Here is a 12784-nt window from a genome sequence, read left to right as displayed (position 1 = left end):
GTTTGGCCTAAGTAGGCTCAGCGTGGCGCTTCGTAGAGCTCCAGCGGCAGACCGTCGGGGTCGGCGAAGAAGGTGAAGCGCTTGCCGGTCAGCTCGTCCACCCGTACCGGCTCTACCACCACCTGATGAGTCAGCAGATGGGCGATGACCCGGTCTAGATCGCTGACCCGAAAGGCGAGATGGCGCAGGCCGCAGGCTTCGGGCGTAGAGGGGCGGCTGGGGGTGATTGGGAAGCTGAACAGCTCCAGCTGACTGCCATCCGGCAGGGCCAGATCCAGTTTCCACGACTGGCGCGCCTCACGCAGGGTCTCGGCGATGATGGGCAGCCCCAGCACCTGGTGGTAGAAGTGGCGCGAGCGTGGGTAATCGCTGGCGATGATGGCCACATGGTGAATGGCGTCAAACAGCGGAAAGGTCATGGTGCTTCCTTGTCAGCAGACATACTGAACGGGCAGCCTGTGCTGCCCGTCCTGTTGATTTAGTTGAAGAAACTACCGAGCAGGTCATCCAGTGCACTGCGCGGTGAGCTGCTGGCACAACCGGCTGGTGATCCCATGGTGGCGGTCTTGGCCGGTACTTGCAGGCTGCCCGGACAGCCATTGGTGACGTGGGTACCGCTGGCGCGGGAGAAGTTGGCCCAGCTGACCCCTTCCGGCATCTTCAGCCCCAGACTGTTGACGCCGCGCTGGCTCATGTAGCCGCTAAAGAGTTGCAATGCGCCACTGGCACCGGTCAAGCCAGCCGGAGTGTTGTCGTCGCGACCGACCCAGATGCTGACCAGCTCGTTGTTGTCCAACCCGGCGAACCAGGAGTCGCGCAGCTCGTTGGTGGTGCCGGTCTTGGCGGCCATGGTGGCACCGGGGAACTTGGCACTCAGCGCGCGGGCCGTGCCCTGACTCACCGTCTTGGTCATGGCGAACAGGGTCAACCAGCTTGCCTGCTGGTCAGTGACCCGCTTGGCGGTCTGATCATGCTGATAGAGCAGGGCACCATCCCCATTGACCACGGCGCGAATAGCCGACAGCGGCTGGGTCAGCCCCTGATTGGCGATGGGCAGATACATCTGGTTCACCTCCATCGGCGAGAGGGCCACCGCCCCCAGCACCAGCGATGGATAGGGCTGGATCTCCTGCTGGACACCCAGCTTGTGCAGGGTATCGACCACTTTTTCCAGCCCCACCTGCAGACCCAGATTGACGGTCGGTACGTTGAGGGAGCTGGCCAGTGCATCCATCAGCGGCACGCTTTGGCGGAACTTGCGATCGTAGTTTTGTGGTGTCCAGATCTGACCATCCTGACCCCGAATGCGGATCGGCTGGTCCTTGAGTGGGGTCGCCAGGGTCAGACCGTTAGAGAGGCCAGTCAGATAGACCGCCGGTTTGACCAAGGATCCAATCTGGCGGCGGGCATCCAGCGCCCGGTTGAAACCGGCGTAACGGGGATCCCGGCCACCCACCAGCGCCACTACTTCCCCTTTATGCCAGTCAGAGACCACCATGGCGGCTTCGAGGCGTTTCTTGCCACGCAGCTTCTCGATATCACGCAGGCCGAACTCGACCGCCTGCTCGGCCGCATGCTGGGCGATAGGGTCGAGGCTGGTGAAGATCTTGAGGCCGGACTGTTTGAGCAGATCGGCGCCAAAGCGGCTCTGGATCTCCCGCTTGAGCAATCCCATAAAGGCCGGGGTACGGCCATAACTCATCTGGCCACGGGCGATGATGCCGAGGGGCTGGCGGCTGGCCAGATCATACTCGGCCGGTTGCAGGCTGCCGTGATCCATCAGCAGTTTCAGCACCAGATCGCGGCGGGTTTTGGCCCGCTCCGGGAAACGCCAGGGATCGTAATAGGAAGGGCCCTTCACCAGCCCCACCAGCAGGGCTACCTGATCGATATCCAGCTCGTTGGCCGGAATACCGAAATAGAAGTAGGAGGCGAGGCCGAAACCGTAGACCCCTTGCGAGAAGTTCTGCCCCAGATAGACCTCGTTGAGGTAGGACTCGAGGATCTCGTCCTTGCTGTAGCGATAGTCGATCAGCACCGCCATATAGGCTTCTTGCAGTTTGCGCCACAGGCTGCGCTCGCGGGTCAGGAAGAAGTTTTTGGCCAGCTGCTGGGTGAGGGTGCTGCCCCCTTGCACGGTGCGGCCCGCCAGCAGGTTCGCTGCCATGGCGCGGATGATGGCCACCGGCGAGACGCCGCCATGCTGGTAGAAGTCGCGATCCTCGGTGGTGAGCAGGGTCACCAGCAGGCTGTCGGGCACCTCGGCGAGGCGGACCAGCAGGCGATCTTCCCGATCCTCGGTGTTGAGGCGATCGAGCAGCACCGGGTCCATCTGGGCGTAACCGAGCTGGCGCTGGTTCTCCAGCGACTGGATCCCTTCAAGACGCGGACCGTTGAAGGTGAGGCGCAGGCCACGGGCGCCATCGGCCCCGTCATAGAACTGGAACGGGCGGCGAATAAGCTCGATACGGTTGCCATTGATGCTGTATTCGCCGGGGGTATGGGGCTGACGCACCTGCTTGTAGCTCAGCATGTTGAGTTCGCGCAGCATTTGAGCCTGAGAGATACGCTGGCTGGGGTAGAGCTCCAGCGGGCGGCTGTAGACCATCACCGGCAGTTGCCACTTCTCGCCATCGAAGCGCTCGCGCACCTTGGTATCCAGATAGATGCCGAATACCACCATAAAGGCCGCCACCACCAGGGAGAGCTTGAAGCCAAGCCAGAACAGCTTGCGCCAGATGGTGCGTTTGGGAGCTGCCTTCTTGGGGGGGCTCTTGCGTCGTTGGGTTGCCATAAATCCTCTTTGCTTTCCTTTCTACTTGTTATGTCGCATTCGCGAACGTCCGATCGGGCTTAACCCATCGAACCTATATGCCCATCTTCTTCTTGATGACCTTGGTCGGCATCGCGTCCAGCGGATTGTCCGGCCAGTAGTGGCGGGGATAGCGCCCCTTCATCTCTTTCTTCACCTGCTCGTAGGAGCCAGCCCAGAAGGCGGCCAGATCGGCGGTGATCTGCAGCGGCCGCTGGGCGGGGGAGAGCAACTCCACCACCAGCGGCACCCGGCCATCGGCCACGCAGGGGGTCGAACCTTGCCCGAACATCTCCTGAATGCGTACCGGGATCACCGGCGCCTGCCCCGGTTGATAGCGGATCCGCACCCGGCTGCCGGTCGGTGCGGCAAAGTGGCTCGGCAGCGCCTCGTCCAGTCGCTTGGGCAACGGCCAGGGCAGGGATTGGCGCAAGATGTCGCCGAGGTTGAGCTTTTTCAGCTGCTCCAGCCGGGTCATGCCACTCACCGCCGGTAGCAGCCACTGTTCCAGACCGGCCAGCAGGCTGTCGTTATCCATGGCGGGCCACCCCTCATCGGGCAGCCAGTCGCGGGCGCAGCGCAAACGGGCCAGCAGTCCTTCGCTGCTCTCGTCCCAGGGCAGCACATGCAGCCCCTTGCGGCGAATGCCTTGCAGCAGGCAGCGTCCTTTCTGCTCATCAGAGAGTTCGGTCAGCGGCCGCTGGCTCAGCACCAGTTCGCCTAACACCAGCTGGCGTTCGGCTCGCACCCGCTCTTCCCGTTCATCCCAGTCGAACCACTGCCGTTCGCTCACCAGTTCCGGCAGCAGGCGTACCAGCTCGTCCAGCTCGACCGGTTCGGCGATAAAGATGCGGCTGCCGCGATCGTTCTGCCCCATCTCGATGGCGATCAGGGCCGCTTGTCCCTGACATGGATGACCTTCTACCAGATCACAGCTCACCCCACCACTGAGTTGATAGCGACTGCCGCTGCGCAACTTGCCGATGCGATCCGGCCAGGCGAGGGCGCAGAGCAGCCCCAGCCACTGACCCTGCGCATTGGCAGGGCGGGCGCCAAGCCGTTCAAACCAGCGGGCTGCCCCCTGCCGCAGGGCGCTTTGACGGCGGTGGAACAGTACCGAGAGGCGCTCCGAGCCTCGCATATCTTCTTCCTGCAACGCCACCAGATATGCGGCATCGGCGACAATCCCTGTCAGACCCTCGGACTCCAGCTCGCGGGCGCGCAGCAGCATGCGGGCGAGGCGAGGGTGGGTACCGAAGGCGGCCATGGCACGGCCAGCGGCAGTAAGTTGCTGCTCACCCTCCGGCTTCATGGCGCCAAGGGCCACCAGCAGCCGCTGGGAGCTGGCCACCGCAGCGGCGGGGGGCATGTCCAGCAGCGGCAGATCTTCTACCCTGGCACCCCACTGGGCGGCGTCCTGCAGCAGGCCGGTCAGCTCCTGAGTGAGAATGTCTGGCGGGCTCTGCTCGGCCAGCCGCTCCTGCACTTCGCTACTCCAGAGCCGGTAGCAGACGCCGGGGCCGAGACGGCCGGCACGTCCTGCTCGCTGGGTGGCGGAAGATTTGGCTATCTGGCGGGTCTCCAGTCGGGTGACGCCGCTTTTCAGATCAAAGGAGGCGCGTCGCTCCAGCCCGCTGTCGATCACCACCGAGATCCCCTCGATGGTGAGGGAGGTCTCCGCCACATTGGTGGTGAGCACCAGCTTACGGCGGCCGGCAGGCGCCGGTTCGATGGCTGCCTGCTGGGCCGCCATGTCGAGGCGGCCGTAGAGGGGAGCGAGAGTCACGTCGTCCGGCAGCTTGTCTGCCAACCATTGCGCCAACCGCTCGATCTCCCCCTGTCCCGGCAGAAACACCAGCAGGCTGCCGCGGTGGGCGGCCAGCGCCTCCAGCACCACGGCGCCGACTTGCGGATCCAGCCACTGCTGGCGGTTGGCGGGGCGATAGTGGTAGTCGATGGGAAAACCGCGCCCCTCGGAGCGGATCACCGGGGCATCCGGCAACAGGCGCTCGAGCGCCATGCCATCCAGGGTGGCGGACATCACCAAGAGCTTGAGGTCATCGCGCAGCCCTTGCTGGCTCTCGATGGCGAAGGCCAGCGCGGTATCGGCGTGCAGACTGCGTTCGTGGAACTCATCGAAGATCACCAGCGAGACACCGGTCAGCTCGGGGTCTTGCTGCAGCATCCGGGTCAGCACCCCCTCGGTCACTATCTCGAGCTGGGTCTGGCCACTGGTGCGGCTCTCGCCACGGACCCGCAAGCCAATGCGCTCGCCCACCTTCTCCCCCAGCTGGCGAGCTAGAAAGCTGGCGATATTGCGCGCCGCCAGTCGCCTTGGCTCCAGCATGATGATGCGGCCGGGCAGCCGGTTCTGGCGCACCAGCTCCAGCGGCAGCAGGGTCGATTTGCCCGCGCCGGGGGGCGCCTGCAGGATCACGCTGCTGTGGCTGTCGAGGGCGGCAAAAAGTTCGGGCAAGACCGAAACGATGGGGAGCTGGGACAAAGCGATGGGAACCTTCTGTGACGAGCGGGAAATCGGCGCCTATTCTGCCACAGCCAGCCGCGCCACCGTGAGTGGATGTGACAGGCTGGCCAGTCGGGCGGGTGGCGAGACACGGCCGGATAGCTGTCATAGAATGAGGCCATCCAGTGAGTGTTAAAGAGGTACTCTCATCGATATGGCAAAACTCTTCTTTGCTCTGCCCATCAAGGCGCTCGCCCCCGAGCTTATCGGCTGGCGCGATCAGCAGCCCTGGCCCGGTCAGCCGGTGCCGCAAGCAAACCTCCATCTGACCCTGGCCTTTCTGGGCGAGGCGGACGAGCTGACCACCCGTCGTCTCATTGCCGCTGTTGAACACCAACACTGCCCGCCGCTCTCCATCAGGCTGGATGAGACCGGCTGGTTCAGCCGGGCCAAGGCCGCCTGGATCGGCCCGAAAGCGTGGCCCAACGAGCTGAACGTATTGGCCCGGGCGTTGCGCCGCCATGGCGAGAAGCTGCGTCTTGGCAATGGCGAGCAGGGTTATCGCCCCCACGTCACCTTGTCGCGCAAGGCGGGTGAGGCGCCGGCTACCCTGTCCGCCCCAAATTTTCTGCTGCAGGCCGATGAGTTCTGCCTCTATCAATCCATTTCGACCTCGGACGGAGTACGCTACCAGCCGCTCGCCTGCTGGCCGCTTCGCACCAGAGAGAAGGTAAGTGCATGAAGTTTGATCCGCCATTGCAATTCGGTCAGCTTATTTCACGCTACAAGCGGTTTCTGACCGATGTGCAACTTGATAACGGTGAGCTGATCACCATCCACTGCGCCAATACCGGCGCCATGACCGGCTGCGCTGAGCCGGGCACCCGAGTCTGGTACTCTACCTCCGACAATCCCAAGCGCAAGCTGCCCAACAGCTGGGAGATTGCCGAGAGCCCGGCGGGCCACTTTATCTGCGTCAATACCGCCCGTGCCAACCAGATCGCCCGGGAGCTTATCGAGCAGCAGGCGCTCGCCCCGCTGGCGGGTTACAGCCGGTTGCGCACCGAGGTGAAGTATGGCGAAGAGAACAGTCGCATCGATCTGCTGCTGGAAGATGACGAGAAGGGAAATTGTTACATCGAGGTAAAATCGGTGACCCTGCTCGATGAGCGGGAAGGGGCTGGCATGGGTTACTTCCCTGATGCGGTCACTGCCCGTGGTGCCAAGCACTTGCGTGAATTGATGGCGATGAAAGCGGCAGGTCACAGGGCCGTGCTGTTATTTATGGTGTTGCACTCCGGAATAACCCGGATGCGCCCTGCAACCCATATAGATCCGCACTATAGTCTGCTAATTGAGCAGTCAATAGCAGCCGGGGTTGAAATTTTATGCTATCGGCCCCATGTTGGGGTCTACGGCATGGTGGCTCAGAATTTTATTCCGTTTGAATCTGGCCACTTGTGATCCGAGGGATGTGGATAAATATAGGATTAGGTAACATTATTGGTACGGCTCGTTTGCTTACCCGTTACCCTTCTGCTATAGATGTCGCCCTCAATTTATGGATGGCACGTGTAGCGTGTTGAATTAGGAGACAGGGCATGCCAACAGGCGAAAGTAGAAAATCTCTGGGCCCCCTGGCGATTGCGGGTGTCGAGCCTTACCAGGTCCAGCCGGGTGAGGAGTACATGAATGACAAACAAAAGACGCATTTTCGCAAGATCTTGGGCGCCTGGCGTAATCAACTGATGCAGGAAGTTGATCGCACAGTTGATCATATGAAAGATGAAGCCGCTAACTTTCCGGATCCGGTAGATCGTGCCGCGCAAGAAGAAGAGTTTGCTCTCGAGTTGCGTACCCGGGATCGTGAGCGCAAATTGATCAAGAAGATCGAAAAGACCTTGGTGTTGCTTGAAGACGATGATTTTGGTTACTGCGAGCATTGCGGTATCGAAATTGGTATCCGTCGTCTTGAAGCCCGTCCTACCGCCGACCTTTGTGTCGACTGCAAGACGCTGGCCGAGATCAAGGAAAAACAGATGGCCGGTTGATCCCGCCCCTCTGACAGATAAAAAAGGGAGCTCGCAGGCTCCCTTTTTTATTGAGCTTTTGGCGGGTGGCCCCCAGAATGCAGCCTCAATGTATTGCTTACCCGAACAGCCATGTCAGTGAATACCACGCCCTTACCCCACATACGCCCCTATGTCGGTCGCTTCGCCCCCTCACCCTCAGGCCCGCTTCACTTCGGCTCGCTGATTGCGGCACTTGGCAGTTTTTTACAGGCCAGAGCGCAGCAGGGGCGCTGGTTGGTGCGGATTGAAGATATTGATCCGCCGCGGGAGATGGCAGGGGCCGCGGGCCTGATCCTCCACACGCTGGAGGCATACGGCCTGGAGTGGGACGGGGAAGTGATGTACCAAAGCGATCGCCACGATCGCTATGACCAGATCATCGCGCAGCTCTATCAGGCTGGTGATCTCTACTGGTGCCGTTGTACCCGCCGGGAAATCATGGCTGCGGGGGGACTTTATAGTGGCCACTGTCGCCCCCTTGGGCTGACTGCAGAGGGTTGCGCCGCCCGGTTGCGCCAGCACCAGCCGGTCTACTACTTCGAGGACAGGTTGCAGGGCCATATCGCGGTGCCAGCGGCGCTGGCCGAAGAGGATTTCATTATTCGCCGCCGTGATGGCCTCTATGCCTACAACCTGGCGGTCGTGGTGGACGACATGGACAGCGGCATCACCGAGATAGTGCGCGGCGCCGATCTGCTGGAGCCGACGGTGCGCCAGATTGCGCTCTACCAGACCCTGGAGGCGCCGGTGCCTGACTGGGTGCATCTGCCGCTGGCGGTGCTGGCCGATGGCAACAAGTTGTCGAAGCAGAACCATGCTCCGGCACTGGCGCTCGATGAGGTGCGACCAGCCCTGTGGCAGGCGCTGCACTTCCTCGGCCAGTGTCCACCACCCGAGCTGATGGCGAGCCGGATCGACGAGATCACCGGTTGGGGTATTGCCAACTGGCAGCTCGAACGGGTGCCAGCCAGCCAGAAGATCCCGCTGCACGTTGAGTAAAGAGAGCCGGCTTTCGTGTAATAGGACGGGAGCTAGGCACAGATAGACCGCTATTTTTGGGGCCGGTTTGATTCAAATGGGGTGAAGTCACCACATGGTTTTTCATTTGGTCAGGCGTGAGCTATGCACAGGTAGACCGCTATTTTTGCTGACAGACGGTTTCATGCGGGATCAATTGTCAGCACGGTTTTTCATTTGGTCAGGCGTGAGCTATGCACAGATAGACCGCTATTTTTGGGGCCGGTTTGATTCAAATGAGGTGAAGTCACCACATGGTTTTTCATTTGGTCAGGCGTGAGCTATGCGCAGATAGACCGCTATTTTTGGGGCCGGTTTGATTCAAATGGGGTGAAGTCACCACATGGTTTTTCATTTGGTCAAGCGTGAGCTATGCACAGGTAGACCGCTATTTTTGCTGACAGACGGTTTCATGCGGGATCAATTGTCAGCACGGTTTTTCATTTGGTCAGGCGTGAGCTATGATAGGCCGCTATTTTTTGGCCTCCCGTCAATTTAGAAGTAATTAAGAGGTGTACCATTTTTTCCCAGATCGCAAACTTTTGCCGCAAGGTGCTCGGCAAGGAAGACGGCGAGCAGCCGGCGGAATCTCCTGTTCCAGCCCGTGTCGCCGGTCAACGTCGTACCTTAAGCCGTGACCAGCACCCTGTTTCGCGCAAAGAGATCAGCGAGAATGCACTCAAGGTGCTCTATCGCCTGAACAAAGGGGGTTATGAAGCCTACCTGGTCGGCGGCGGAGTCCGGGATATTCTGCTCGGGAAGACGCCCAAGGATTTCGACATCGCCACCGATGCGACGCCGGAGCAGATCAAGGCGCTGTTCAGCAACTGCCGCCTGATTGGCCGCCGTTTCCGCTTGGCCCACATTGTCTTTGGTCGTGACGTGATCGAAGTGGCCACCTTCCGGGGTCACCACCATCAGGTCAATACCAGCAAACATATGTCGGTCCAGTCTGACGAAGGCATGCTGCTGCGCGATAACGTCTACGGCACCATCGAAGAGGATGCCGAGCGCCGCGACTTCACCGTTAACGCCCTCTATTACAGTGCCAAGGATTTTACCCTGCACGATTTCGAGGGTGGGCTGGAAGATCTGGCCGAGCGCAAGCTGGAGCTGATCGGTGATCCCGAGACCCGTTACCGCGAAGATCCGGTGCGGATGCTGCGTGCGGTACGTTTTGCCGCCAAGCTGGATATGACCATCAGCCCGCGCACTGCCGCCCCCATCGCCGAGTTGGCCTCGCTGCTGCAGGATATTCCTCCGGCCCGCCTGTTTGAGGAGACGCTCAAGCTGTTCCTGGCTGGCGACGGTCTGGCGACCTACAAGCTGTTGCGTGAATATGGTCTGTTCCAGCCATTGTTCCCGCAAGTGGCTACGCTGTTCACGCCGCACGGCAACTCCCCTTACGAGCAGTTTATCGAACATGCCCTGGCCGATACCGATGCCCGGGTCCGTGAAGATAAGCGGGTCAATCCGGCGTTCCTGTACGCCACCCTGTTGTGGGGTTGTGTCGAAGCCCGTGGTCGGGTGCTGGAGAATGAGAGTGGTCTGCCCTGGTATGACGCCTTCATGCTGGCGATCAACGAGGTGCTGGACAATCAGGTGCGGATCATCGCCGTCCCCCGCCGTTTCACTACCGATGTCCGCGATATCTGGGCATTGCAACAGCGTCTGACCCGTCGTCAGGGTCGTCACCCCGAGCGGGCCATGGAGCATCCCAAGTTCCGCGCGGCGTTCGACTTCCTGTTGCTGCGCAACCGGGTCGAGCGTGGCCTTGGCGAGCTGGCCAGCTGGTGGGAGCGCTATGTCGCCTCCAATTCCGATGTACGGCCGCAACTGCAGCGAGAGGCGACCCGCCGCCCTGCGAGTGGCGAGCGAGCCCCAGCCGCTGAACCCCGCAGTGCTGACGGCGAGAAACGCAGCAGCAACAGCCGCAACCGTCGTCGCCCCCGTCGCCGCAAACCGAAAGTGGCCGAGTGATAACAGACGTGATGACCGAGGTCTTCATCGCCATTGGTTCCAACCTGTCTGACCCGCTGGGTCAGGCTCGTCGCGCCGTCGCCGCGTTGGTAAGGTTGCCGGAATCTGCGCTGGTGCAGGCCTCGTCGTTTTACAGCAGTCGCCCCATGGGCCCTGCTGACCAACCGGACTACGTCAATGCCGTGGTCCGGCTCAATACCCGGCTCGCGCCACTTGCGCTGCTGGATCAATTACAAAAAATCGAGCTGGAACAGGGACGTGTGCGTAAAGATGAGCGGTGGGGACCCAGAACCCTGGATCTCGATCTGCTGCTCTATGGGGATCAGGTGATCAACCATGAGCGCCTGATCGTACCCCACTACGGCATGAAGGAGCGGGAGTTCGTGCTGCTGCCCCTTGCCGAAATTGCGCCTGCTCTGGTGCTGCCCTGCGGCACCCCGCTCGCCCGACTGGTTGCCCGCTGCCCGCACAATGATTTGGCCATCATTGCGCCGAGTGCAGATCTACAGGAGCCTCTATGAGCAAGATCACCACCGCCAGCCTGCTGAAGATGAAGCAGGAAGGTCAAAAGTTCACCGCCATCACCGCCTATGATGCCACTTTTGCCAAGCTGTTCGACGACGAAGGGGCCCACGTGCTGCTCATCGGCGATTCGCTGGGCATGGTGCTGCAAGGGGGTCAGGATACCCTGGCGGTCAACATGGATGAGATGGTCTATCACACCCGCTGTGTGGCGCGCGGTGCCAGCAAGGCGCTGGTCATCGCCGACATGCCGTTCATGAGCTACGCCACCCCTGAGCAGACTTACCAGAACGCCGCCCGCCTGATGGCTGCCGGTGCCCGCATGGTGAAGCTGGAAGGGGGCGACTGGCTCTGCGACTCCATCCGCCACCTCACCCGCAACGGGGTGCCGGTGTGCGGTCACCTCGGCCTCACCCCGCAATCCGTCCATGTCTTTGGCGGCTTCAAGGTGCAGGGGCGCGACGAGTTTCAGGCCCAGGAGATCTACCGTCAGGCCCTCGAACTGCAAGCGGCCGGTATCCAGCTGCTGGTGCTCGAGTGTGTGCCCACGGCGCTGGCCGAGCGCATCACCAAGGCGCTGCGCATCCCGGTGATCGGCATCGGTGCGGGCCCCGCGACCGACGGCCAGATCCTGGTGATGCACGATGCCTTTGGCGTCACCTCCGGTTATGTGCCCAAGTTCACCAAGAACTTCCTGGCCGAGACCGGCGATGTGCGTGCCGCCATCCGCCTCTATGTCCAGCAGGTGAGCGAGGGGAGCTTCCCCGGCCCTGAACACTGTTTTAACTGATCCGGTTCGGTATTCTGATGGGGGCATATGCCCCCATTTGCCTTTGTTGGCCAGAGATATTTAATCCGGATCTTGTTAATTCATCTGAGGTTGTGCTGCTGCATAGTTGAATTGCTGATAGTTGAACTACTGGATAGTTGAACTATTGGATAGTTGAGCTGCAGATGATGCTGGTGAACAATCCAGTGCCATCCGCTTTGGGTGATGTAATCCGTCTCTTTTTGATTTATCGGAAGGTGAATTGCTGATGTTGGTCGTAAATAATCCCGTCGTTCTGCGTGAGCAGATCAGCCAATGGCGCCGTGAAGGGCGCGCCATCGCATTCGTGCCCACCATGGGCAACCTGCATCAGGGTCACCTGACTCTGGTGAAAGAGGCGCACAGCCACGCCGAGAAGGTGGTGGTCAGCATCTTCGTCAACCCGATGCAGTTCGACAAGGTCGAGGATCTCGCCAACTACCCGCGCACCCTGGAGCAGGATTGCGCTGCGCTGGAAGCAGCCGGTGTCGACATGGTATTCACCCCGACCCCGGAGATCATGTATCCGCAGGGCCTGGCCAGCCAGACCTTCGTCGAGGTGCCGGGCCTCTCCGGCCTGCTGGAAGGGGCGCTGCGTCCGGGTCATTTCCGCGGGGTCAGCACCGTCGTTACCAAGCTGTTCAATCTGGTGCAGCCGGATGTGGCCTGCTTTGGCCAGAAGGATTACCAGCAGCTGGCACTGATTCGCAAGATGGTGGCCGACATGGCGATGCCCATCGAGATTGTCGGCGTGCCCACCGTGCGGGCCGAAGACGGGCTGGCGCTCTCTTCGCGCAACGGCTACCTGACTGCCGCCGAGCGGGCATTGGCCCCTGAGCTGGCGCGCACCATGAACTGGATCGCCGGGCAGATCGAAGCGGGTGACCACCACCTGCCATCGCTGGTAGCGCAGGCCAGCCAGCGCCTCGACAACGCCGGTTTCCGTACCGATGCCATCGACATCGTCGATGCCGCCACCCTCGAATCCGCCACTGACGAGAGCGCACAGCTGGTGATCCTGATGGCTGCTTATCTGGGCAAGGCCCGCCTTATCGACAATCAAGTGGTCACGCTGCAACAAGCCTGAACCCGCCACAACCAGGAGGACC

At 61.2% G+C, this 12784-nt stretch carries 11 protein-coding genes; 8 read left to right on the top strand and 3 right to left on the bottom strand.

The genetic code is table 11. The annotated features are described in order from the left end of the window. Positions 1-17 precede the first annotated feature (17 nt). The 3 genes from CK911_RS13290 to hrpB all read right to left on the bottom strand — a co-directional run bounded on the left by CK911_RS13290 (position 18) and on the right by hrpB (position 5315). Positions 18-419: a VOC family protein gene (locus CK911_RS13290; RefSeq protein WP_098970505.1), complete on the bottom strand. Its 402-nt coding sequence runs from the start codon at positions 417-419 to the stop codon at positions 18-20. A 59-nt stretch (positions 420-478) separates the two neighbouring features. Beyond that, entirely contained in the window at positions 479-2794 is a 2316-nt protein-coding gene (gene mrcB / locus CK911_RS13285; RefSeq protein ID WP_098970503.1) for a penicillin-binding protein 1B, read from the bottom strand. A gap of 73 nt (positions 2795-2867) precedes the next feature. Continuing rightward, positions 2868-5315: an ATP-dependent helicase HrpB gene (gene hrpB, locus CK911_RS13280; RefSeq protein ID WP_098970501.1), complete on the bottom strand. Its 2448-nt coding sequence runs from the start codon at positions 5313-5315 to the stop codon at positions 2868-2870. A 175-nt stretch (positions 5316-5490) separates the two neighbouring features. Here hrpB and thpR point away from each other — a divergent pair, with 175 nt between their 5' ends. From thpR to panC, 8 genes are all read left to right on the top strand, one after another. Beyond that, positions 5491-6018 (top strand): RNA 2',3'-cyclic phosphodiesterase, encoded by a 528-nt coding sequence (thpR, locus tag CK911_RS13275; protein WP_098970499.1) that lies wholly within the window; start codon positions 5491-5493, stop codon positions 6016-6018. After that, positions 6015-6740, top strand: a complete 726-nt coding sequence (gene sfsA, locus CK911_RS13270) for a DNA/RNA nuclease SfsA (RefSeq protein ID WP_098970497.1) — start codon at positions 6015-6017, stop codon at positions 6738-6740. Before thpR ends, sfsA begins: the two co-directional genes overlap by 4 nt. 137 nt (positions 6741-6877) lie before the next feature. Further along, entirely contained in the window at positions 6878-7327 is a 450-nt protein-coding gene (dksA, locus tag CK911_RS13265) for an RNA polymerase-binding protein DksA (RefSeq protein ID WP_042023554.1), read from the top strand. A 111-nt stretch (positions 7328-7438) separates the two neighbouring features. After that, entirely contained in the window at positions 7439-8347 is a 909-nt protein-coding gene (gene gluQRS / locus CK911_RS13260) for a tRNA glutamyl-Q(34) synthetase GluQRS (RefSeq protein WP_172954017.1), read from the top strand. A gap of 522 nt (positions 8348-8869) precedes the next feature. Next, on the top strand, positions 8870-10345 hold the full coding sequence (pcnB, locus tag CK911_RS13255) for a polynucleotide adenylyltransferase PcnB (protein WP_098970495.1): 1476 nt from the start codon (positions 8870-8872) through the stop codon (positions 10343-10345). An 11-nt stretch (positions 10346-10356) separates the two neighbouring features. After that, on the top strand, positions 10357-10866 hold the full coding sequence (gene folK, locus CK911_RS13250; RefSeq protein WP_098970494.1) for a 2-amino-4-hydroxy-6-hydroxymethyldihydropteridine diphosphokinase: 510 nt from the start codon (positions 10357-10359) through the stop codon (positions 10864-10866). Continuing rightward, on the top strand, positions 10863-11657 hold the full coding sequence (panB, locus tag CK911_RS13245) for a 3-methyl-2-oxobutanoate hydroxymethyltransferase (RefSeq protein WP_068977679.1): 795 nt from the start codon (positions 10863-10865) through the stop codon (positions 11655-11657). Before folK ends, panB begins: the two co-directional genes overlap by 4 nt. A gap of 247 nt (positions 11658-11904) precedes the next feature. Next, on the top strand, positions 11905-12762 hold the full coding sequence (gene panC / locus CK911_RS13240; protein WP_098970493.1) for a pantoate--beta-alanine ligase: 858 nt from the start codon (positions 11905-11907) through the stop codon (positions 12760-12762). The last annotated feature ends 22 nt before the right edge of the window (positions 12763-12784 follow it).

Origin of the sequence: Aeromonas sp. CU5, from assembly GCF_002586745.1 — a bacterium.
GTDB classification, from domain to species: Bacteria; Pseudomonadota; Gammaproteobacteria; order Enterobacterales; family Aeromonadaceae; genus Aeromonas; species Aeromonas sobria.
This window is presented reverse-complemented; position numbering and strand designations above follow the sequence as displayed.

Coding starts and splice junctions, on each gene's coding strand:
- CK911_RS13290 (WP_098970505.1), bottom strand. CDS start 419: ATGACCTTTCCGCTGTTTGACGCCATTCACCATGTGGCCATCATCGCC.
- mrcB (WP_098970503.1), bottom strand. CDS start 2,794: ATGGCAACCCAACGACGCAAGAGCCCCCCCAAGAAGGCAGCTCCCAAA.
- thpR (WP_098970499.1), top strand. CDS start 5,491: ATGGCAAAACTCTTCTTTGCTCTGCCCATCAAGGCGCTCGCCCCCGAG.
- sfsA (WP_098970497.1), top strand. CDS start 6,015: ATGAAGTTTGATCCGCCATTGCAATTCGGTCAGCTTATTTCACGCTAC.
- dksA (WP_042023554.1), top strand. CDS start 6,878: ATGCCAACAGGCGAAAGTAGAAAATCTCTGGGCCCCCTGGCGATTGCG.
- gluQRS (WP_172954017.1), top strand. CDS start 7,439: ATGTCAGTGAATACCACGCCCTTACCCCACATACGCCCCTATGTCGGT.
- folK (WP_098970494.1), top strand. CDS start 10,357: ATGACCGAGGTCTTCATCGCCATTGGTTCCAACCTGTCTGACCCGCTG.
- panB (WP_068977679.1), top strand. CDS start 10,863: ATGAGCAAGATCACCACCGCCAGCCTGCTGAAGATGAAGCAGGAAGGT.
- panC (WP_098970493.1), top strand. CDS start 11,905: ATGTTGGTCGTAAATAATCCCGTCGTTCTGCGTGAGCAGATCAGCCAA.